The following is a 20,995-nucleotide window of genomic DNA, read 5'->3' as shown; positions in this document are numbered from 1 at the left end:
TGTGAAAATACAACATATGACGTGAATATGTTGCAAATTATCATATCCATGCATGAATTCACGGACTTGTTACCGCGCCGGTTTGGCGCATAACGGTGACATCTTCTGTCAGTATGCGAGTCTTCATGGCCATGCCCTCAATGCCCTCCCGTTCGTCGCTCCGCCCGCTTGTGGAATGGCCGACACTGGGCATGGTGGCGCTTTGCTATGGCGGGTTGTGGGCGGTGCTGGCCTGGACCGACAGCCTTGGCACGGTCTTGTCGGTGCCGCTTCTGGCGGTGTTCATCGCGCTGCATTCCTCGTTGCAGCATGAGGTGCTGCACGGGCATCCGTTCCGGTCGCAGGCGCTGAGTGAGGGGCTGATCTTTCCGGCGGTGGGGCTGTTTGTGCCCTATCTGCGCTTCAAGGACCTGCACCTGAAGCATCATCACGACCCGGACCTGACCGACCCCTATGACGACCCCGAGAGCAACTATATGGATCCGGTGGCATGGGCGCGCCTGCCGCGCTGGCTGAGGGCGGTGTACCGATTCAACAACCTGCTGCTGGGGCGGATGGTTCTGGGGCCGGGGCTGTCCCTGTGGACGCTGTATGTCGAGGATGCCGCCGCGATCATGCGGGGCGAGGCGCGGGTGCGGCAGGCTTATGTGCTGCATGTGCTGGGGCTGGTGCCGGTGCTTGTGATCGTCAGCCTGTCGGCGGTGCCGCTCTGGGCCTATGCGGTGGCGGCCTATCTTGGGTTCTCGCTACTCAAGATCCGCACCTTTCTGGAGCACCGCGCGCATGAGAAAGTGCCGGGGCGCACGGTGATCATCGAGGATCGTGGCCCGCTGTCCTGGCTGTTTCTCAACAACAACTTTCATTCAGTGCATCACTGTCACCCCGGCGTGCCGTGGTACCGCTTGCCCGCGATATTCGCCGAACGCCGGGCGCAGTTTCTGGAGCGCAACCGGAGCTATTTCTATCGCTCCTATGGTGAGCTGTTCCGCCAGTTCTTTCTGCGGGCGAAGGACCCGGTGCCGCATCCGTTGATGTCCGATGCTCCGGCGCTGGAGAAAATCGAGACGGTGGATATGCTGGGTGCGCTGGATCAGAGCCCGCGCGGCGTGGCCAGCAACCACAGACCAAAGAGTGTATAGCCGATCATGAACAGGCCCATCGGGATCTGACTGATCGCGGCACGCCGGGCCGTGCCGAACAGCTCTAATGCGGCGTGATGCGCGACCAGCACAGACAGCACATGACCCGCCACCACAACCCCCGCCTGGGTCAGCCAGATCACCTTGACGCTATCGGCGGAATTGAGAAAGCCGGTGGTGACGCGGATATCGCCCAGCCCCAGGAAATTGGCCCCCTGTGCCAGGGGATCGCCGATCGCGGCCAGAAGGTACTGACCCTCGATCAGGAAACTGACGGTGAAATGCGAGATATGATAGGCCAGCGCGATGGGCAGAACGGCAGGGGCCAGGGCGGTGAAAACCGCCCGGAACGATGGCTGATCCGCGCCGGTTTGCCCGGTATTGGCGATGGCGCGGCAGGCCCAGACCACCAGCGCAAAGGCCAGCACAAGCCCGGCGATGGCCAGCCCCAGCCCGATCAGAGAAGAGCCGATCACGGCGGAACGGCCGGGAAATTCCAGCGGGTTCACGCCGATCAGGCCCAGCCACCAGAAGGTTTCCTTCAACCCGTCGAAACTGCCTGCCGCCAACAGGGTCAGAGCGAAGATGCTGAGACCGATGCCATAGCGCTGGCCTTGCCCCAGAGCCCAGCCGGGCAGGCCGATGGCGGGCCGCGTCCAGTCGCCAAAGAGCGAGCAGCGCGCGAGCAGAGTCGCGGCGACCGAGAATGCCTCACCCCGCGCCAGCCAGGTCTTGCCCCCGAAAAGCGCCATCGCGGCAAAGGTGAAAAGCCAGTAGCACGCCACACTAATGGCCAGGCGGTCTGGGTCGCTCGGGGCCGGGTCGGCGATGAAGTAACCGAAATAGATCACGAACACCGCCCAGGCGGGCCAGACGCCCCAGCGTTCGGGCAGGCGCAGCGGTGCCGCCGGATCAGGGCCGAAAAGCAGCCGGTACAGCCCGCTCCACGGGTTGATCCAGGTCCAGAAATTGCCAATCAGGCCCAGGGCGCTGATGATCGTGATCCACCAGCCGGTCCAGATCATCATCGGCAGCAGATTGCTCAGCGGATCGCGCGGACCGGTGAGGCCGATCACCACGAGCGCCAGAACCGCGGCAAAGGAGGCAAGACTGGTCAGATGCGGCAGCCAGCGGGGCAGCGCGGGCCAGGGCAGGGCGCGCGGGGTAAAGGCGCGCTCGACAACAGGTTTTGGCAAGAAGGAAACAAGCAGGATGGACGCCGCCACGGCAAGGCAGCCGCCGATGATGAATTGCTCGGTCGGCAGCAGCAGGACGAAAGCCTGCTCGGACACATGGGCCAACGCCGCTGTGGGGCAGAAGATGGCGGCGAGGCTTGTGAATTTTGCAAATGAAATGCGCATGAGGGCACGCTAGTCTGGGCGCGGGACAAGGAAAAGGGAGAAGCTGAATGCGCACGCCTCTTGTTGTGGCTTTCCTCGCTATCGTGCTGATTGCCGTGCTGGTTGTCTGGCGGAGCATGGGCGGGCAGACGCCGGTCACGCTCAGCAATGCGAAGGTGCAGGCCGAGAGCGGGGCGGAGGGCACGGCCATGGCCACGCTTAAGATTGAGGCCGGGGCGGCGCCGGATGTGCTTCTGTCGGCCAGCTCGCCCGAGGCGGAGGCGGTGGCGATCGTCTCGCCCACGGGGGCGACGCGGCTGACCATCCCGGCGGGCTCTGCGCCGTCGCTGTCGAGCGACGGGGCGTTTTTGCGCCTGTCAGGCGTGGACGGTGCGCTGGAGGAGGGGCGGCTGATCCCCCTGACGCTGGAGTTTGCCCGGTCCGGCAAAATGTCGGTGCAGGCCCGGGTCGGCGCGGAAGTGGACCCGCATGCGATGCACCGGGCCATGGCGGCGATGGCCGAGGCGGGCGGCGATGGGCCACCGCCTGCGCTGAGCATGGTGCTGGAGCCTGCCGCGGACGGGGCCACGCGGGTGCGCCTGACGGTCGAGAATTTCACCTTTGACCGTGAGGCGGCCGAAGTCGAAACACCGGTCCATGTGCCGGGGCGCGGGCATGGGCATCTTTATCTCGACGGGTTGAAGCTCCAGCGGGTCTATGCGCCGGAGCTGACCATCGGGGCCTTGCCGGAAGGGGCGTATACCGTGCGTGTGGAGCTCAACAGCAACAACCACATGCCCTATAGGGACGAGGCCGGCCCGGTGGCGGCCGAGGCGGTGCTGGAGGTGGAGTGACCGCCGCAAGGAGCAGTTTGACTTGGCGCAAAGCTGGTCCCCGTCGGTTCTGCTATGCTTCAGACGCGCAAAAGGATGCGTGATCAGGCAGGGGAGGCCAAGATGTACAAGAATATTCTGGTGCCAGTGGAATTTGACGAGGCGCATGATGCGAAGGAGTCGTTCGACATGGCGCAGGCCCTGTCGGAGGAAGGGGCGCATATCACCGTGCTGCATGTGATGGAGCCGGTTCCCGCCTTCGCGATGGCGCAGATACCGCCCGAGGTGTTCGCCAATACCCGCAAGGAGATCGAGACCCATATGCAGGCGCTGGCCGAGGCCTTTCCCAAGGCCGCGACGGTGCTGGTGTCGGGCCATGCCGGGCGCGCGATTGTCGATTATGCGTCAGAGCATGACATCGACTGTATCGTGATCGCCTCGCACCGGCCGGGGCTGGAGAACTATTTCCTTGGCTCGACCGCCGACCGGGTGGTGCGCCACGCGAAATGCGCGGTGCATGTGATGCGCTGAGGCGCCCCGGGGGCCGATCAGTTCAGGCGCCCGTGATCGGCCATGATCTGCCGCAGGCGGGCATGGTCCATCGCCTGCCAGCTTGATCCCTGCGGTTTGATCAAGGGCATGGTCTCGGCGGCGATCAGCGCGTTGAGCACCGCTTCTTCCACGGCATCCACTGCGGCGGCATAGACCGTATCGAGGTAGTGTTCGCCAAGGCAGGTCATGCTGTTGAACAGCGGGTGCTCGTCGGCGGTCATCCGGGGCAGGGGCAGGTCATTGGCGGTGGAAAAGGCCAGCATGATGTCGCCTGAATAATGCCCGCCCGAGGTGCCTGTGCGCCCGATGCCCAAAGCGCCCCGTTTGGCCAGGCGCCTGAGCTGGCCCGGCAGAAGCGGAATGTCCGTGCCGATGATCACGATGATCGAGCCGGTGTCGCGCCCGCCCATTCCGCTCAGCGGCGCATCCTCTGGCCAGAGCCGCCCCACCGGTACGCCACGCACCATGAGTTCGCGGCGCGTGCCGAAATTGGACTGTACCAGCGCCGCAACGGTGAACCCCTGAGTGCCCAGCGTGACGCGGCGCGAGGACGTGCCGGTACCGCCCTTGAATTCATAGGTCATCATGCCGGTGCCGCCGCCGGTATTGCCTTCGGCCACGGGGCCGGGTGCGGCGGTGTCGAGGGCGGCGCGGGCATGGGCCTCGGTCACGTGGCGGCCGACGATGTCATTGGCAAAACCGTCATAGGTTTCGGCCACCACCGGCATGGCCCAGCCGTGATCTCCCTGGAAATGATCGGCATAGGTGTCGGTCATCCAGCCGGTCGCGGCGTGATGCACCATGCCCACCGAATGGGTGTTGGTCAGGCAGACCGGCCCCAGGAAATAGCCCGCCTCGTTGATCCAGTGCGTGCCGGTCATCTCGCCATTGCCGTTGAGGTTGAAATGCCCGGCCCAGACCGGGCTCGGATCGCGCCGCTTGCCACGGGGCAGAAGGGCGGTGACGCCGGTGCGCACCGGGCCCGCGGTGAGCGTGGTCTGGCCCAGCTCGACGCCGGGAATGTCGGTGATGGCGTTGAACGTGCCGGGGGTGCCGTCAAACGGAATGCCCAGATCGCGGGCGCGGGGCTTGGTCATGGGGCGGTCCTCTGAAACGATTGGGTTCAGAGTACGGCGCAGGATTGCAAAGGCAACCGCCGAGAAAGGATCACCCGCCCCGGTTTGGCCCCGGGGCGGGTGGCGCGCGTCTCAGGTGACGTCGAATTCCAGCGCGCGGATCTGCTGGAACTTGCCGGTGGCCTTGAGTTTGGCCACCACGTCGGCAGGCACCGGCGCGTCCACATAGAGCAGGGCAATCGCCTCACCGCCCGCCGCCGAGCGGCCAAGGGTGAAGTTGGCGATGTTCACACCGTTTTCGCCCATGGTCTGGCCAAGGGTGCCGATGATGCCCGGCTCGTCATTATTGGTGGTGTAGAGCATGTGCCGCCCGATCTCGGCGTCGATATTGATGCCCTTGATCTGGATGAAGCGCGGCTTGCCGTCGCTGAACACCGTGCCGCCGATCGAGCGCTCGCGCTGGTCGGTCACGACGGTCAGCTTGATATAGCCCTCGAAGGCGCCCGACTTGTCCTGCTTGGTGGTCGAAATCTTGATCCCGCGTTCCTTGGCCACGACGGGGGCGGAAACCATGTTCACCTCGGGGTTCACCGATTTCATGATGCCCGCGACAGCGGCGCAGGTCAGCGCGTCGAGGTTCATCTCACTGACAACCCCGTCATAGAGGATGTTGATCGCCTTGATCGGCTCATCGGTCATCTGGCCGATGAAGTTGCCCACATGATCGGCAAGCTTGATCCAAGGGCCCATGACCTTGGCCTCTTCGGCGGTGACCGAGGGCATGTTGAGCGCGTTGGTCACAGCCCCGGTCAGCAGATAATCCGACATCTGTTCGGCGACCTGCAGGGCGACGTTTTCCTGCGCCTCGGTGGTGGCCGCGCCCAGATGCGGGGTGACGACCACGTTGGGCAGGTTAAAGAGCGGGTTTTCGGTGGCGGGTTCGACGCTGAACACGTCGAAGGCGGCGCCAGCCACATGGCCGGATTGCAGCATCTCGGCCAGGGCCTCTTCATCGACCAGGCCACCCCGCGCGCAGTTGATGATGCGCACGCCTTTTTTGGTCTTTTCCAGATTCTCGCGGCTCAGGATGTTGCGGGTCTGGTCGGTCAGCGGCACATGCAGGGTGATGAAATCAGCGCGGGCCAGAAGCTCGTCCAGCTCGACCTTCTCCACGCCCATCTTGTCGGCCTTGTCCTGGCTGAGGAAGGGGTCATAGGCGATGACCTTCATCTTCAGCCCGCGTGCGCGGTCGCAGACGATCCCGCCGATATTGCCGGCACCGATCACGCCGAGGGTCTTGGAGGTCAGCTCGACCCCCATGAACTTGGATTTCTCCCATTTGCCCGCATGGGTCGAGGCGCTGGCCTCGGGGATCTGGCGCGCCACGGCGAACATCATCGCGATGGCGTGTTCGGCGGTGGTGATCATGTTGCCGAAGGGCGTGTTCATGACGATCACGCCTTTTTTCGACGCGGCGTCCTTGTCGATATTGTCGGTGCCGATGCCTGCGCGTGCGATGACCTTGAGGTTGTCCGCGGCGGCGAGGATCTTCTCGGTGACCTTGGTGGCCGAGCGGATGGCAAGGCCGTCATACTGGCCGATCACTTCGGCCAGTTTGTCCTTGTCCTTGCCCAGGTCGGGCTGGAAATCCACGTCGATGCCGCGATCGCGGAAGATCTGCACGGCGGTTTCGGAGAGTTTGTCGGAAACGAGTACTTTGGGAGCCATGTTGGTGGTCCTTCGATTGGGAATGTCGGGAAGGTGCGTGAGATCACGCACCCTACGGATCATGCTGTAGGGTGTGTGCTTGCACGCACCTTACGCGGCTTTGGAAAGGGCTGCGATCTCGGTCTCGAACGCCCATTCAAGCCAGGGCAGCAGAAGCTCGATATCCGAAGTTTCCACCGTGCCGCCGCACCAGATGCGCAGGCCCGGAGGCGCGTCGCGATAGGCGCCGATGTCAAAGGCCACGCCTTCGCCCTCCAGCCGCTTGGCCACCGCCTTGGCAAAGGCAGCGCCATCGGTGATGCGGTCATCGGTGAACTTCAGGCAGACCGAGGTGTTGGACGCCGTCGCCGGGTCTTCGGCCAGGTTGGCGATCCAGTCGGTGCGCGCACAGAAATCCTGCAGCACCGCCGCATTGGCCGTGGCCCGGCCGATCAGCCCGTCGAGCCCGCCGACCGAACGCGCCCAGTCGAGCGCCAGAAGGTAATCCTCAACCGCCAGCATCGAGGGGGTGTTGATCGTGGCCCCCTCGAAGATGCCGTCGATCAGCTTGCCCGCTTTCGTAAGGCGGAAAATCTTGGGCAGCGGCCAGTCCGGGGTATAGCTTTCCAGCCGGTCAACTGCACGGGGGGACAGGATCAGCATGCCGTGCGCGGCCTCGCCGCCCAGCACCTTTTGCCAGCTGAACGTGGTCACATCGAGCTTGTCCCAGGGCAGGTCCTGCGCGAAGGCGGCGGAGGTGGCGTCGCAGATGGTCAGCCCCGCGCGATCGGTCTTGATCCAGTCGCCATCCGGCACGCGCACGCCCGAGGTCGTGCCGTTCCAGGTGAAGACCACGTCATTATCGGTGTCCACGGTGGCGAGATCGACGATCTGGCCATACTCGGCGGTCTTTACGTCCGCGTCGAGTTTGAGCTGTTTGACCACATCCGTGACCCAGCCCGAGCCGAAGCTTTCCCAGGCCAGCATCTCGACCTTGCGGGCGCCAAGAAGGTTCCACATGGCCATTTCCACCGCACCGGTGTCAGAGGCGGGCACGATGCCGATCTTGTAGTCAGCCGGAATGCCCAGCACCTCGCGCGTGCCTTCGATGGCCGCTTTCAGGCGTTCCTTGCCTACGGCGGCGCGGTGCGAACGGCCGAGGGGCGCGTCGGCCAGTTTGGATACGGAATATGCGGGGGGTTTGGCGCAGGGGCCGGAGGAAAAACGCGGATTGGCCGGCCGCGTGCCGGGTGTCGTCATAGCCATCAATGCTACCCTTCCAGATAAGCGCCCCTCGTTGGGGAGGGGTGTCCCACGGACCGGGGTAGCGGCGTTTTCCGGTCCCCGCAAGAGCATAAATGCCGCAACCGCGCCGGTTTATCGTTCAAATGCGACGCAGAGCGTTCCGATGGGAAACTTGTCAGCCTTTACAGGCTGCCGCGTGGTGGCGGCTGCATCTGGAAAACACCGGCGGCATGTCGTAGGTCAGCGCAAAGACCACGCCGCAGGAGCTTGCCCATGTACACCGCCACGCTGATCGCCCCCAGGGGCGTGCTTGACCCGACCCTTGCCAGTTCCCTGCGCAATGCCTGGGGCGGGGGGGATGTGGTGTGGCTTTCGCCGGACGAGGCGGCGGAATTCTCGCTGGCCGAAAAGCCCGGCAATCAGTGGGAGGTCTGGGAGGACCTGCAAGGCTGGAAGATCGACCTGGTCATCCAGCCCACCGAAGGGCGGCGCAAGCGGATGCTGCTGGCGGATATGGACAGCACGATGATCGAGCAGGAATGCATTGACGAGCTGGCCGAGGAGGCCGGTGTGGGCGCGCATGTGAAGGACATCACCGCAAGGGCGATGAATGGCGAACTGGATTTCGAAGGCGCGCTGACCGAACGGGTGGCGCTGTTGCAGGGGCTTGAGGAGCGAGTGATCGGGCAGGTGCTGGACAGTCGGATCACCTATATGCCCGGCGGGGCCGAACTGGTGGCGACGATGCGCGCGCAGGGCGGTTACGCGGCGCTGGTCTCGGGCGGGTTCACCGCCTTTACGGCGCAGGTCGCGGCACATCTGGGCTTTGACGAGAACCGCGCCAACACGCTGATCATCCGCGACGCGGCACTCACCGGAGAGGTGGCGCGGCCGATCCTGGGACGGCAGGCGAAGGTCGAGGCGCTGGAAGAGATCACCGCGCGGCTCGGGATCAGCGAGGCGGATGTGATCGCTGTGGGCGACGGCGCCAACGACCTCGGGATGCTGGGCCGGGCCGGGACGGGCGTTGCGCTGCATGCCAAGCCGTCGGTCGCGGCGCAATGCGATGTGCGCATCAACCATGGCGATCTGACGGCGCTGCTCTTTCTGCAGGGTTATGCGCGGTCGGAATTCACCACGTCCTGAACGGGCTGTCCGGGGGCGGTCATGGCCGTGATCCATTGGCGTGACGTGATCCGATAGCCATGGGTGCCCATCAGCACCATCACCAGTGGCGGGATATGCGCAGCCCCCCAGACCACGGCCACCTTGCCCTCGTCCCAGGTGTCGATGACATCGATGCAGGCGTCGATCAGCGCCTGATCGCGCCGCTTGACGACCGCGTCGTGAAACCCGTCGCCAAAAATCTCGTCGATGGAGCCATCGTCCTGCGGGCCAAGCTCTGCCAGCACGTCGATCATCTGGCGCCGGGCGGCGGGCAGGCGCAGGAACAGCGAGAGAACCGGCAGCAGGATATGAAACAATGCGCGCCGCAGCAGCGGCAGTTTGCGCCAGTGCCGGCCGAACTTGTCCGGGGCCAGATCGGCGTTTATCCAGTGGTCGCCGCCGCTCTCTGACATGCTGCGCGACTGGGCCGCCAGGGTGCGATGCCCGGCGGTGGCAATGCGGTGGCTGCGGTTGGCGGTGCGTCCGGCGGCGGCGCGTACGCCTTCCTTGAGCACGAGATCATGCGCATCCGCCTCCCGCGCCACCTGGCGGAAAAAGGCCCGGTCAGCGACATGAACCATCGGGAACAGCGTGAACGACGGCCTGCCGCGCCGCGACAGCGTCAGGCGCAGCATCTCCAGATTGCCGTTTTTCTTGCGCGAGAGCTTCACGTCGCCGGTGCTCCTTCGGTATGGTCATGTGACCCTAGTTTTGGAATGCGGCGGGTGTAGGGCGGTTTCGCGGGAAAAGGGGGCGATGATATTTCGCTGATCTTTTTGACGGGCAAAGATGTTATCTTTGACCCCGGACAGGCTCGTGGCACGAGGAAACCCGAACAGGAAAGGATACGACCATGCCGAAATTCATGCTCGCCTATCATGGCGGTGAGATGCCTCAGTCCGAGGAAGAGGGAGAGAAGATGATCGCGGCCTGGATGGGCTGGCTCGCCGGGCTTGGTGCCGCTGTGGCCGATGCGGGCAACCCGGTGGGCCTGTCGAAGACGGTGCATCGCGACCGGGTCGTGGATGACGGGGGGGCAAACCCGCTCTCGGGCTATTCGATCCTGATCGCGGACGATATCAACGCGGCCTGCGAGATGGCCGGGGGCTGCCCGATCCTGAACAGCGGGTCGGGCAGCGTGGAAGTGGCGGAAATCCACGAGATCTGAGCGCGCTGCTCATCCGCCTCTTACGTGGCGGCCTCGCGAGGCGGGCACGCAAGGGCCCGATGAGCGGCGCGTTCGTTCAGGCGGCGAGGCCCGCGCGGGTCTGACCGATCATCAGCGCCGCGCGGGCGGCCTCGCGCCCTTTCTCGACGAAATGCGCCTTATAGATCGCAGTGTGATGCGCCGTCTCCTGATACTGATGCGGGGTGAGCGACACCGACAGGACCGGCACGCCCGTATCAAGCCCGGCGCGCATCAGCCCATCGACCACGGCCTGCGCCACGAAATCGTGCCGGTAGATGCCGCCATCCACGACAAAGGCCGCGGCGGCCACCGCCGCATAGCGCCCGGAGGCGGCCAGATCGCGCGCCAGAAGCGGCATCTCGAACGCGCCGGGCACGTCAAAGACGTCGATCTGTGCCATTGGGATCAGCTCGGCAAAGCCGGTCAGCGCCTGGTCCACGATCTCGGCATGCCAGTTCGCCTTGATGAAGGCATAGCGGGGAAGTGTCATATCGGTCTCCTTTCACATTTTGACACGTCGCCCAGAGCATCAAACGAAAGGAGGCAGCGGGCAGACGCGCCCGCATGACCCTTGTCGCTCTCTTCCATCCGGACTGTGACCGTCGGCTCTGGAGTCGCACCAGATCTGCTGACACCCCGGACAATCCGGGGCCGCTCGCGGGCTTCGGGCGCTGGGTATCAGCCTCCCGTTACCGCCGGTGGGGAATTTCACCCCGCCCTGAGAACGCGCCCAGAATGAAAGCAAATCCCGGCGGTGGCAAGCGCCTTTGCGCCGCGTCAGAGAAGTCCGGCAGAGGGTTTGATCTGACCGGCATCAAAGCCCCGGCGGCTCAGCACGGGAGGGTTGAGGAAGCGTTTTGCCGCCGGGTGCCCGGCATCGAGCACGCCAAGGCGCACAAGCAGCGCCGCAATGGCGCTTTCGGAGGCGCGGCCGGCGCCATCGGTGATCTTCAGCGCCACGCCCAGCTTGCGGCGCGGCAGGATGGCGATGAAAAACCCCTCGGCCCCGGTCTTGAGCGCCACCGGTTCGGTGCAGGCGCGCATAAGCTGGGTGCAGGCGCGGCTTTCTCCGGCCACGAGCTCGGGATGGGCGATCATCGCGTCGCGCAGCCGGGCGGCCGCCGTGGCACGCATGCCCTGCCCCTCGCGGGCAGCGGCGAAAAAGGCCATGGCGCGGGCCATGCCATGCAGCGTGGTCAGAAAGTTCGGAGCCGAGCAGCCGTCGATCCCCCAGCCGGGGCTGGCGAGATCCGTGACCTCCTCGAAGGCCGCGAGGCAGGCACGCTGCACCGGGTGATCGATCTCGATATAGTCCGGCCCGCCGCCGAGATGCTGGTTGAGGGTCAGAAACCCGCAATGCTTGCCCGAACAGTTATTGTGAACCTGACAGGGCGCGTCGCCCGCACGGATTAGCGCGTCGCGGGCGGGAATGTCCTCGGGCTCCTGCGGGCCGCAGCGCAGGTCGGGCTCGCCCAGGCCCAGATGATCGAGCCAGGCCATCACCCGCACGGTGTGAATCGCCGCGGCGGAATGCGACGCACAAGCCAGAGCAAGCTGTTCGGTGGTAAGCCCCTGCGCATCGGCCGCGCCGCTTTCGATCAGCGGCAGCGCCTGGATCATCTTGGCGGAACTGCGCGGATAAACCACCTGATCCGGGTTGCCCCAGCTTTGGGTGATCTGTCCGGTCTCGTCACAGATCACGGCATGGCCCGAATGCTGGCTTTCCACCACCGGGCCGCGCCAAATCTCCACCATTGGAACCGGATGTGTCATGATTGTGATCTCCCGAACTGCGGCTGCGCGCGAAATTCTGCCAATTCCGGCTTCCAACTCTCGCCTGTTTCAGTCTAATATTGCAATGTCGAGTAAGAAATGACCGTGCCAAAGAAATAATCCGGGAAACGGGGGCGCACGGGACTAGGTTTTGAGGCAAAGGACAGCTTGGAGGCTGGACAGATGGGATCACAAATAGGGTCATTCATTGCACGCGGGATTGCTGGCGCGGCGCTGGCATTGGCCGGAACGGGTGTGATGGCGCAGGAAGAAAGCACCAATCAGGTGGCGGCAAAAACCGCCTGGTCGGTGTTTGAGGATCAGAATCCGCGCGAATGCTGGGCGGTGTCGTCGCCCACGGAAACGGTCAACAAGAAGGACGGGCGCGTCGTGGCGGTGCGCCGGGGCGATATCCTGCTGATGACCTTCTACCGGCCCGGTGCCGGCGTGAAGGGGCAGCTTGCCTTCACCGGCGGCTATCCCTTTGCCAGCGGGTCGACCGTCAATCTCGATATCGGCGGCAACGAGTTTGAGCTGTTCACCGAGGGCGAATGGGCCTGGCCTGCCTCCACGGCCGATGACGCCAAGATCATTTCGGCCCTGAAACGCGGTGCGACGGCCGTGTTGCAGGCGCGTTCCTCGCGCGGCACACAGACAACCGATACCTTCTCGCTGATGGGCTTTACCGCGGCAGTGGAAGAAGCAGAAAAGCGCTGTCAGTAACAGCGCTTTCCCGATCAGTCAGAGTGTCGTAAGGGCGCGCCGGGTCTGTCCCGGTGCGCGCCGTTACGGTCAGCTTGGAATCACGTGCCGGATCACCTTGAGGGTGGGGATCAGCCCGCTGGGCGGGGTGGCACAGGAATCAAAGGTGTGATTGGCGGCGATTTCGACCGACCCGGAGGCATGGAAACTCACCCCGGAATGGTTGATGGTGGAGGACGAGCTGGACGCCGACAGGTGAATGTCGTTATCGACGATGAAGCTGACATTCGAGCCTGCGAAATCCGCCGGAACGCTCATCCCCGACATCCCCATGACGACGGTTTGCTCGTCGACCGCGCAGCCGCCCAAAAGGTCACCGATGCTGGCGCCCGAGCTGGCGGTGATCGTGTGGGTGGATGCAAGGCGGGTCGAAATCAGAACCGATGACTTGATATCGGTCGCGGTCAGGAACTCGAAGCCGCAATTGGTGATGATCGCCACATCGCTGAATTGCGACGGGGTAAAGTATTTTTCACCGTTCTTGCCCGGCTTCTGCTTTTCCTCGCCAAATTCGATGCGCACGCTGTCCGGGTTGCCGTTGGATTTGCAGGTCACGTTATAGACCAGCCCTTCGGGCACATCGGCCAGCTCTTCGAACTGGGCATCCGTCATGTTCACAACCGAGCCGGTCTGAAGTCCGGCGGTCTTGATGCCCACGGTTTTAAGCGCATTCAGGGCGCTGTTCTCGATATATTTATCGCTGAAGAACGCGTCTTTGATGGCCGGATCGCCGGTGCCCAGGAACGAATCATACGCCCCCTGGATATGCGCGTTGATGTCGGGCAGGATCAGGTTCCGCTCAAAGGCGGCGGCCTCCGAGCCGGGATTGGCGCCATCGGTGCATTTACTGCCGCAGGAATCCAGATTCGGCATGCTCAGGCCCGAATTGGCCATGAAATTGTTCTGCTGCGACATCCAGATTTCATCCTGGCTGTGCAGGCAATATCCGGAGCCGAACGTGTTGCTCGACGACAGGCGCACCTTGTCCTTGGCGTAAATGCCGTCGGTGCTGTTGCAGCCCTTGAACACCGCCAGCGCAGCGACGCCGGTCACCGACAGGTTCCAGTTTGACAGGGATGTCTGCTCGGAGATCAGGAACAGGTCCGACACCCGGAGCGCGATGGTGCGCAGCGGATTGCCGGAGGCGCTGTTGCGGTGCAGTTGCACACGCACGGCATTGGGGGTGCCGGAGGTGCTGATCGAGTTGTTGTTCTCGTCGTAATGCACCAGCACGATATCGCTGTTCTGGTCGGCATAAAGGTTGCCGTAGAGATCGGACGGCATGTTGTTGTTGACAAAGGTCGCGGCCGCACTGGCCGCCCCTTGGGTGCCATTCATGGTTAGCTCGACCACCCCGGCATGCGCAGCCACGTCCGCGGTTTGCTGCATCTGTTGCTGATTGCGCCAGAAGTTCGAACCATCAATGGCGATACCGCCGATGATCAGCAGCATTGCGACAGCGAAAATACTGAAAACCGTGCCCGTTCCGTCATCATCCCGGGCATAGGCGGCGAGGCGGGCCCTGATCGGGTGTGTCGGCTTAGGCATTAGATCGGCTCCAGAGCTTGTGTTGTCGAGGCTTCAACCTGGTAGGGCGTGGCGAAGCTGAACAGGTTGAACACCGTCAGCTGACTCGCCGGCGAGGTCAGAACCACGGTCACGGTCTGACCGTTTTTGGTGACACTCGCCGTGGGCGAGGCGAATTTGTTGACCGCTGCCGCTTCGGCATAGGTTTTGGCTTGTTCTTCCGTGATCGCGTGGCGTGACACGAGACGCGCGGTATCCCTTGAAATGCTCCAGTAGTTGGACTGGCTCATAAACAGGATGCTGGCATCAATCGTGAGCATCAGGATGAACATGAAAACGGGCATCCAGAGCACGAATTCGATGGAGGCACTGCCATCGGCATCCTTCCTGAACCCTCTTGCCCGCCGGAACAAGTGTTTGGTTTTGCGTCCCATTTCAACGTCCCCTTCTAACCTGTCGCGCATCGCCTTTCGAACCGCGCCGCGACGGGTTGCGTCAAAAGCTGCAATCGTCGATTGCATGTCACTCGGGCCATCCCAACAATCGCCCAAGCTTCAGATATTCGAAATAAACGTGGCCAAAAAAAGGAAACATCTTGGTGAAATTGGGCACTGTGCCGCTGATTTCTCGTGAATTGCCGCTGTTTCGACCGTCAGAGGAGGGGGTCGGTCGCGCTTCTGCGCCGGGTATCCGGGGCCGCGGGCGGCGGTGTTGAACGGCTGATATATGTCGAAACTCAGACCAAAACAGGCGCAGGCGATTGATCATGGGCGCATGTTTCGGGATAAGGACACCGACAGGGTCGGCAGACCCCATGCAAAAAGAAGGTAGCCCCCAATGTCCAACGCCCAACTGGAAACCGCCATCGAAGCCGCCTGGGAGGCGCGCGACACGATCACCCCCGCCACCACAGGCGAGACACGCGAAACGATCGAGGACACGCTGAACGCGCTCGACAGCGGCAGCCTGCGCGTGGCCGAGCGCCAGGCAAACGGCGACTGGCATGTGAACCAATGGGCCAAGAAAGCGGTGCTGCTGGGCTTCCGCCTGAAGGATATGGAACGCCAGGAGGGCTCGGCTCAGGGCGGCGCCTGGTGGGACAAGGTCGACAGCAAATGGAAAGACTGGGGCGACAATGAATGGGGCGCTGCGGGCTTTCGCGCGGTGCCCAACTGCGTGGTGCGCCGCTCGGCCTATATCGCGCCGGGTGTGGTGCTGATGCCGTCCTTCGTGAACCTCGGGGCCTATGTCGACGAAGGCACGATGGTCGATACCTGGGCCACCGTGGGCAGCTGCGCCCAGATCGGCAAGAACGTGCACCTGTCGGGCGGCGTCGGGATCGGCGGCGTGCTGGAGCCGATGCAGGCGGGCCCGACCATCATCGAGGACAATTGCTTTATCGGGGCGCGGTCCGAAGTGGTCGAGGGCTGCATCGTGCGCGAAGGCTCGGTGTTGGGCATGGGTGTCTTCATCGGTAAATCCACCAAGATCGTGGATCGCGAGACGGGCGAGGTGATGTATGGCGAGGTGCCGCCCTATTCGGTGGTGGTGGCGGGCTCCATGCCGACCAAGAACAACATCAACCTTTATTGCGCCGTGATCGTGAAGCGGGTGGATGAGAAGACCCGCTCCAAGACCGGCATCAACGAGCTTCTGCGCGACTGAGGGAACCGATTGCCGCCAAGCGATGTCGGGGCAGCAGGATAGGCAAACGCGGAGGGACGTGCCATGGGACTCGGGATCATCGCATCCATCATCGTCGGCGGGCTTGCGGGCTGGATTGCCAGCATGATCATGAAGGCCAACACCGGCATTCTGCTGAACGTCGTGCTGGGGATCATCGGCGCGGTTGTGCTCAATGCCATACTTGGGCTGATCGGGATATATGCCGCGAACAGCTGGATTCCGCAGCTTTTTGTCGGCATCGCCGGGGCGAGCCTGTTGATCTGGGCCTATCGCAGGATGCGCTGACCGATAGGCACCGGCGGCGCGGCGCTTGACAGGGCCGCGCGAATGACCAAGGAACGCGGGCATGGCCAGGACAAACAGCAAACAGCAGGTCTATACCCTCCTTGTCGAAGTGGGCCGCAAGGAGGGCGATGGCCTGCCCGATGGGGCCACCGGGGCGGCGCTGATGCTCTATGCCTCCGGCGTGGACGAGGCCGAGGCCGTGCGCGAGAGCGTGGCAATCCTGAAACAGGCCGACATGGCGCCGCTCGATGTGACCGGCTACGGCACCCTGGCCGAGCGCGAGGCCGAGGGCCATGAGATCAGCGGCGAGGAGCGCGGGTTGATGCAACGCGCGCTTGAGGAAAACGCCGTGATCGTCGCGCAGGTGACGCCGTTTTTTGACGAGGCCGACACGTAAGGGGCGGACGAGTGCGCCGCGGCCTCACGCCACCCGGCTGAGGGCCAGCGCCACCGCTTCGAACGGTTTCAGCACCGGCCAGACCGGTTGCGGATGCTCGGGCAGATGCGCGCGGTCGAACGGGGCCAGCAGGCTTGCGGCCAGCGCGTCGGGTTTACGGCGCAGGCGACCCACATAGAGGCTCTCCACCGGGCAGCCCGCTGCATTGATCACCTCGTGATTGGGCAAAAGCAGGTGATGATAGGTCACCAGGTCCGGGCCGGTCGCAGGCAGGGCCGAGACATTGTTGATCAGGTGCCGGGCCGGGACCAGCACCGCCTCGCGGCCAAAGAGATACTCGACCTGACTGCCGCTGATCACCAGGCGCTGATGCGGGGCCACCACGATATCGCGGCGCAGCCCGAAATAGGGCGCCCGCAGGCGCACCGGACGCAGCGTGCCGTGGGCGGGCATGACCTGGCGCACGGTTTGCAGGACCGGCACCGCCTCGCCCGACTGGGTCTGCACCAGATCGCCGCGCCTGAGCGCCCCCGCGGGCATGAAGCCTGACGGGGTGGCCACCGGCACGCTGCCGGTCAGCCCGGGCAGGGGGCCTTGCGGCTCGATCCGGTCCGACAGGGCCAGAAGGCTGATGCCGGTCTCGGTTTCCGAGGCGCGGTAATGCGGGTGGATGATGACCTGCGCGAGATCCGCCATGGGCAGGGCATGCGGCGGCGGCATCTCGACCGAATGGGAGGTGTCGGCCTCGGGCCGTTCCATGGTCAGCCGCCCGGTCTTGCCCGGCGCGTCCCAGCGATAGGTCAGGCGGATCACATCCATCCGCCCATCGGGCACATGCGGCAGGGTGACATGGCGCATCCGGTCTTCCTGCGTTTCGATCAGGATGAACCCGCCGCCGGGCAGCGCCTGCAGCGACAGGCTGAACTGCCAGGGATGATCGCGTCCGATCTGCAGGAGCATCCGCGGACGCCCGTCGGGCGACAGCCGCGTTTCGGCCAGAAGTGTGCCGCGGGGCATCATCGTGTCGGGCGGCGGCAGCGGGCTGGAGGCCAGACGCGCATTGGTCAGCCCCTTGCGGTCAAAGCGGGGCGTGTCGCCGTCGAAAAGCCCGATCCACCCCATTCAGGCCGCCTCGCCGGTGGGCAGATCATCGACATGGGTGATGATCAGCGTGCCGCCCATGCTCTCGACATCATTGGCCAGAACATCGCCCGATCCGGTGCCGGTGCCGCAGACCAGGGGGCCGTCCTCCTCGCGGCGCGGCGAGATGCGCACCGGTTCCCCGACGATCCTCAGGGTCACGCCCTCTGATCCGGCCTTATCCCCGGCAAGGCCGAAACGGATCGAGTTCACCTGCCCGGCATGGACCGGGACGATCAGCGTCATCGCGGCGCTCAGCCCGTGTGAGCCCTGCGCTTTGCCAAAGGCGGAGGCGCTTTCGCCCGGAGACAGAGGGACAGGCCGCCCGTTGATCCAGACCGCGAAACTATCGGGACCGGTCCCCTCGGCGGAGAGAGACAGGCGCGCGCCCGTGAAAAGCAGACGCATCGTCAACACATCTCCGGCAGGGATGAAATCCACATCGAGCTGAGCCGTGTCACCGGCTCCGACACCGGTCGCCAGAACAGCCCCGCGACGGCCCGGCGTCCCCCCTGATGCGCCAGTGTCGTCACCAGAGCAGGTGCCCGAAAGGGCCGGATCCCCGGAACAGGACGCATTGAGGACGGTGGCCCCGGCGCCAAGCAGCGCCTGCGCCATCTCTGTCGCGCTTGTCCCGCGACAAATGGGATGTTTCAAAGCTGCACCCATACCCGCCTCATATCCCGTGAGGCAGCGCAATGATCAGCGCGGCGGATCTGCTCCGCTCCTGTCGTTTCTTGTGGACCTGCTCTGTGTCCGCTCGATACCGGGCCGTGTGCGGCCCTGCTGATTGCCCTGCCTCGGGTCATTTATTGAGGATTTGGTAGCAAGTTTCAGATGACCTGTTAAGGGGTTAACGGGGGTCTTCGGCGAAAATCGCAGAGATACGCGCCTTTGCCGCCACATTTGCGTGCGCTGGCAAAGCGCGCTAGGTCAGGACCGACGATTTTCCCGCCGACAGGACAGTTCATGACACATGCCCCGCTCGACCCCGTTGACCTGACCGCAAAGCTGATCCGCTGCGCCTCGGTGACCCCTGACGAAGGCGGCGCCCTGGTGTTGCTTGAGCAGGTGCTGAGCGAGGCCGGGTTTGCCTGCACCCGCGTCGATCGTGGCGGGGTGGCCAATCTTTTTGCCCGCTGGGGCGACAAGGGCGCGAACCGCTCCTTCGGGTTCAACGGGCACACCGATGTCGTGCCGGTGGGGGACGAAGCAGCGTGGTCCGTCCCGCCCTTTGGCGCGGTCGAGAAGGACGGCCAGCTTTGGGGGCGCGGCGCGACCGACATGAAATCGGGTGTGGCGGCCTTTGTGGCGGCGGCCGTGGACATGGTGCAAGAGGCCCCGCCCGAGGGGGCCATTATCCTGACGATCACCGGTGATGAAGAGGGCGATGCCGTGGACGGCACGACCGCCCTGCTCGACTGGATGCAGCGCGAAGGCGAGCGCATGACCGCCTGCCTGGTCGGAGAGCCGACCTGCCCCACCCATATGGGCGAGATGATCAAGATCGGGCGGCGCGGGTCGCTTTCGGCCTGGATCACCCTGACCGGCGTGCAGGGCCATTCGGCCTATCCGCACCGCGCGGTCAACCCGGTACCGGCCATGGCGCGGCTGGTGGACCGGCTGGCCTCGCATGAGCTTGACACCGGCACGGCGCATTTCGATCCCTCGACGCTGGCGGTCGTCACCATCGACACCGGCAACCCCACGACCAACGTCATTCCGGCGCAATGCCGCGCCACGGTCAATATCCGCTTCAACGACGCCCATTCTAGTCAGAGCCTGATCGGCTGGATGCAGAGCGAACTGGACCGGATCGCCGAAGAGACAGGGGTGACGGCGGCGATGGAGGTGAAGGTCTCGGGCGAAAGCTTTCTGACCCCGCCGGGAGAGTTGTCGGAGATGGTGACAAAAGCGGTGGAGGCCGAAACAGGGGTGCGGCCTGAGCTGTCCACCTCTGGCGGCACGTCGGACGCGCGGTTTGTGAAGGATCATTGCCCGGTGGTGGAGTTCGGCCTTGTCGGCAAGACCATGCACCAGGTGGATGAACGGGTTGAGGTGGCGCAGATCCGTCAGCTCAAGGCGATCTATGCCCGCATCCTGAAGGACTATTTCGCGTGAGTGTCGAGATCGTCCCAACCGAAGATCTGTCGGCCTGCCACGCGGTGCGCCGTGCGGTCTTTGTCGAGGAACAGGGTGTTGCGCCCGATCTGGAACAGGATGGCCGTGACGGCGAGGCGCTGCATCTTCTGGCGCTGGACGGAGATGTTCCCGTGGGCACCGCCCGTATCCTGATCAAGGATGGAACCGGCAAGATCGGCCGGGTCTGCGTTCTGCCCTCGCATCGCGGCGTCGGCCTGGGGCTGCGGCTGATCGAGGCGTGTCTGGACCGGTTGCGCGCCCTGCCCGATGTCACCCGCGCCGAACTGGGCGCACAGACCTATGCCCTGGACTTTTACGAGGCGCTGGGCTTTGTCGCCTACGGGCCGGTCTTTGACGATGCCGGCGGCCTCCCGCACCGGATGATGGAGCGCGCCCTGTGATCCGCCCCAAGCTGGTGGTCATGGTGAAAGAGCCGCGCCCGGGCCGGGTCAAAACGCGGCTCGGGCGCGAAATCGGAATGGTGCCTGCCGCGTGGTGGTTCCGCCGACAGGTGCGGTCGCTGCTGGCCCGCGTCGAAGATCCGCGGTGGGATCTGGTTCTGGCCGTGTCGCCCGACCGTGAGGGGCTGATGAGCCGCATCTGGCCCGCGCATCTGCCACGTATGCCGCAAGGCAAGGGCGGTCTGGGGGACCGAATGGGGCGCGTGTTCCTTAGCCTGCCGCCCGGGCCGGTCTGCATTATCGGCGCGGATATTCCCGGTGTGGGCAAGCCTCAGATCGCGCGGGCCTTCGCGGCGCTGGGGCGGCATGAGGCGGTGTTTGGCGCGGCGCCGGATGGGGGCTATTGGCTGGTGGGGCTGAAACGGGTGCGGGCGGTGCCCTCGGGGCTGTTCCGGAATGTGCGCTGGTCCACCGAACATGCGCTGGCCGATACGCTGCGCGCCTTTGAGCGTGATCGCGTGGCGCTCACCGACACGCTCCGGGACGTGGACACCGCCGCCGATCTGTCCGCCGCTCGTCAGCCCTGACAGGCTGCCTCGCGCGGCGCGCACGCAAGGGCGCGACAAGCATTTCC

Annotated in this window: 23 protein-coding genes and 1 riboswitch; of the genes, 12 read left to right on the top strand and 11 right to left on the bottom strand. The window is 64.4% G+C overall.

What is annotated here, in order from left to right:
• Positions 1-125: 125 nt before the first annotated feature.
• On the top strand, positions 126-1,139 hold the full coding sequence (locus tag EI983_RS17715; protein WP_246162224.1) for a fatty acid desaturase: 1,014 nt from the start codon (positions 126-128) through the stop codon (positions 1,137-1,139).
• On the opposite strand, the gene EI983_RS17710 is transcribed toward EI983_RS17715, so the two are convergent.
• The gene (locus EI983_RS17710) at positions 1,091-2,500 is read right to left on the bottom strand and encodes a hypothetical protein (protein ID WP_157708670.1); all 1,410 of its coding nucleotides are present in this window, start codon (positions 2,498-2,500) and stop codon (positions 1,091-1,093) included. The two genes, EI983_RS17715 and EI983_RS17710, sit on opposite strands and share 49 nt — an antisense overlap.
• 47 nt (positions 2,501-2,547) lie before the next feature.
• Here EI983_RS17710 and EI983_RS17705 point away from each other — a divergent pair, with 47 nt between their 5' ends.
• Both EI983_RS17705 and EI983_RS17700 read left to right on the top strand, forming a co-directional pair.
• Positions 2,548-3,333, top strand: a complete 786-nt coding sequence (locus EI983_RS17705; protein ID WP_157708669.1) for a copper chaperone PCu(A)C domain-containing protein — start codon at positions 2,548-2,550, stop codon at positions 3,331-3,333.
• A 102-nt stretch (positions 3,334-3,435) separates the two neighbouring features.
• Positions 3,436-3,843 (top strand): universal stress protein, encoded by a 408-nt coding sequence (locus tag EI983_RS17700; protein WP_157708668.1) that lies wholly within the window; start codon positions 3,436-3,438, stop codon positions 3,841-3,843.
• Between the two features lie 17 nt (positions 3,844-3,860).
• Here the strand turns inward: EI983_RS17700 and EI983_RS17695 are convergent, their stop codons facing one another.
• The 3 genes from EI983_RS17695 to EI983_RS17685 form a co-directional block, all read right to left on the bottom strand.
• A complete protein-coding gene (locus EI983_RS17695; protein ID WP_157708667.1) occupies positions 3,861-4,961 on the bottom strand; it encodes a P1 family peptidase in 1,101 nt (366 codons plus the stop codon).
• Between the two features lie 111 nt (positions 4,962-5,072).
• A complete protein-coding gene (gene serA / locus EI983_RS17690; protein ID WP_157708666.1) occupies positions 5,073-6,668 on the bottom strand; it encodes a phosphoglycerate dehydrogenase in 1,596 nt (531 codons plus the stop codon).
• Between the two features lie 90 nt (positions 6,669-6,758).
• The gene (locus EI983_RS17685) at positions 6,759-7,913 is read right to left on the bottom strand and encodes a phosphoserine transaminase (protein ID WP_157708665.1); all 1,155 of its coding nucleotides are present in this window, start codon (positions 7,911-7,913) and stop codon (positions 6,759-6,761) included.
• Between the two features lie 252 nt (positions 7,914-8,165).
• Between EI983_RS17685 and serB the strand changes: the two genes are divergently transcribed.
• Positions 8,166-9,038, top strand: a complete 873-nt coding sequence (gene serB / locus EI983_RS17680; protein ID WP_157708664.1) for a phosphoserine phosphatase SerB — start codon at positions 8,166-8,168, stop codon at positions 9,036-9,038.
• Here serB and EI983_RS17675 read toward each other — a convergent pair.
• Positions 9,008-9,730: a hypothetical protein gene (locus tag EI983_RS17675; RefSeq protein WP_157708663.1), complete on the bottom strand. Its 723-nt coding sequence runs from the start codon at positions 9,728-9,730 to the stop codon at positions 9,008-9,010. The genes serB and EI983_RS17675 overlap by 31 nt on opposite strands.
• A 182-nt stretch (positions 9,731-9,912) precedes the next feature.
• On the opposite strand from EI983_RS17675, the gene EI983_RS17670 reads away from it, so the two are divergent.
• Positions 9,913-10,227 carry a YciI family protein gene (locus EI983_RS17670; protein ID WP_157708662.1) on the top strand — a complete coding sequence of 105 codons (315 nt, stop codon included), beginning with the start codon at positions 9,913-9,915 and terminating at the stop codon, positions 10,225-10,227.
• Between the two features lie 76 nt (positions 10,228-10,303).
• Here the strand turns inward: EI983_RS17670 and EI983_RS17665 are convergent, their stop codons facing one another.
• Together EI983_RS17665 and EI983_RS17660 are read right to left on the bottom strand one after the other, a co-directional pair.
• On the bottom strand, positions 10,304-10,738 hold the full coding sequence (locus tag EI983_RS17665; protein ID WP_157708661.1) for a 6,7-dimethyl-8-ribityllumazine synthase: 435 nt from the start codon (positions 10,736-10,738) through the stop codon (positions 10,304-10,306).
• Positions 10,739-10,820: 82 nt separating this feature from the next.
• Positions 10,821-10,978, bottom strand: a riboswitch (FMN riboswitch).
• Positions 10,979-11,025: 47 nt separating this feature from the next.
• On the bottom strand, positions 11,026-12,021 hold the full coding sequence (locus tag EI983_RS17660; RefSeq protein ID WP_157708660.1) for an asparaginase: 996 nt from the start codon (positions 12,019-12,021) through the stop codon (positions 11,026-11,028).
• A gap of 183 nt (positions 12,022-12,204) precedes the next feature.
• On the opposite strand from EI983_RS17660, the gene EI983_RS17655 reads away from it, so the two are divergent.
• Positions 12,205-12,744 carry an invasion associated locus B family protein gene (locus EI983_RS17655; RefSeq protein WP_157708659.1) on the top strand — a complete coding sequence of 180 codons (540 nt, stop codon included), beginning with the start codon at positions 12,205-12,207 and terminating at the stop codon, positions 12,742-12,744.
• A 69-nt stretch (positions 12,745-12,813) separates the two neighbouring features.
• Here the strand turns inward: EI983_RS17655 and EI983_RS17650 are convergent, their stop codons facing one another.
• On the bottom strand, positions 12,814-14,331 hold the full coding sequence (locus EI983_RS17650; protein ID WP_157708658.1) for a pilus assembly protein TadG-related protein: 1,518 nt from the start codon (positions 14,329-14,331) through the stop codon (positions 12,814-12,816).
• Entirely contained in the window at positions 14,331-14,831 is a 501-nt protein-coding gene (locus EI983_RS17645) for a TadE/TadG family type IV pilus assembly protein (protein WP_157708657.1), read from the bottom strand. The genes EI983_RS17650 and EI983_RS17645 overlap by 1 nt, the downstream gene beginning before the upstream one ends.
• A 316-nt stretch (positions 14,832-15,147) precedes the next feature.
• Here EI983_RS17645 and dapD point away from each other — a divergent pair, with 316 nt between their 5' ends.
• The 3 genes from dapD (at position 15,148) to EI983_RS17630 (ending at position 16,678) form a co-directional block, all read left to right on the top strand.
• Positions 15,148-15,975, top strand: a complete 828-nt coding sequence (gene dapD, locus EI983_RS17640; RefSeq protein WP_157708656.1) for a 2,3,4,5-tetrahydropyridine-2,6-dicarboxylate N-succinyltransferase — start codon at positions 15,148-15,150, stop codon at positions 15,973-15,975.
• Positions 15,976-16,038: 63 nt separating this feature from the next.
• Positions 16,039-16,281 carry a GlsB/YeaQ/YmgE family stress response membrane protein gene (locus tag EI983_RS17635; RefSeq protein ID WP_157708655.1) on the top strand — a complete coding sequence of 81 codons (243 nt, stop codon included), beginning with the start codon at positions 16,039-16,041 and terminating at the stop codon, positions 16,279-16,281.
• Between the two features lie 61 nt (positions 16,282-16,342).
• Positions 16,343-16,678 (top strand): hypothetical protein, encoded by a 336-nt coding sequence (locus tag EI983_RS17630; protein WP_157708654.1) that lies wholly within the window; start codon positions 16,343-16,345, stop codon positions 16,676-16,678.
• A gap of 24 nt (positions 16,679-16,702) precedes the next feature.
• On the opposite strand, the gene EI983_RS17625 is transcribed toward EI983_RS17630, so the two are convergent.
• The gene (locus EI983_RS17625) at positions 16,703-17,800 is read right to left on the bottom strand and encodes a Hint domain-containing protein (protein WP_157708653.1); all 1,098 of its coding nucleotides are present in this window, start codon (positions 17,798-17,800) and stop codon (positions 16,703-16,705) included.
• Entirely contained in the window at positions 17,801-18,436 is a 636-nt protein-coding gene (locus EI983_RS17620; RefSeq protein ID WP_157708652.1) for a hypothetical protein, read from the bottom strand. It lies immediately after the preceding gene.
• 351 nt (positions 18,437-18,787) lie between these two features.
• On the opposite strand from EI983_RS17620, the gene dapE reads away from it, so the two are divergent.
• The 3 genes from dapE to EI983_RS17605 are packed head-to-tail and all read left to right on the top strand — an operon-like array spanning position 18,788 to position 20,948.
• Entirely contained in the window at positions 18,788-19,939 is a 1,152-nt protein-coding gene (gene dapE / locus EI983_RS17615; RefSeq protein WP_157708651.1) for a succinyl-diaminopimelate desuccinylase, read from the top strand.
• A complete protein-coding gene (locus tag EI983_RS17610) occupies positions 19,936-20,361 on the top strand; it encodes a GNAT family N-acetyltransferase (RefSeq protein ID WP_157708650.1) in 426 nt (141 codons plus the stop codon). Before dapE ends, EI983_RS17610 begins: the two co-directional genes overlap by 4 nt.
• Positions 20,361-20,948 (top strand): TIGR04282 family arsenosugar biosynthesis glycosyltransferase, encoded by a 588-nt coding sequence (locus EI983_RS17605; protein ID WP_157709145.1) that lies wholly within the window; start codon positions 20,361-20,363, stop codon positions 20,946-20,948. The genes EI983_RS17610 and EI983_RS17605 overlap by 1 nt, the downstream gene beginning before the upstream one ends.
• Positions 20,949-20,995: the final 47 nt, after the last annotated feature.

The organism is Roseovarius faecimaris (genome assembly GCF_009762325.1).
Taxonomy (GTDB): domain Bacteria; phylum Pseudomonadota; class Alphaproteobacteria; order Rhodobacterales; family Rhodobacteraceae; genus Roseovarius; species Roseovarius faecimaris.
The sequence above is the reverse complement of the archived record's forward strand: the minus strand, read 5'-3'. Positions and strand labels throughout refer to the sequence as shown.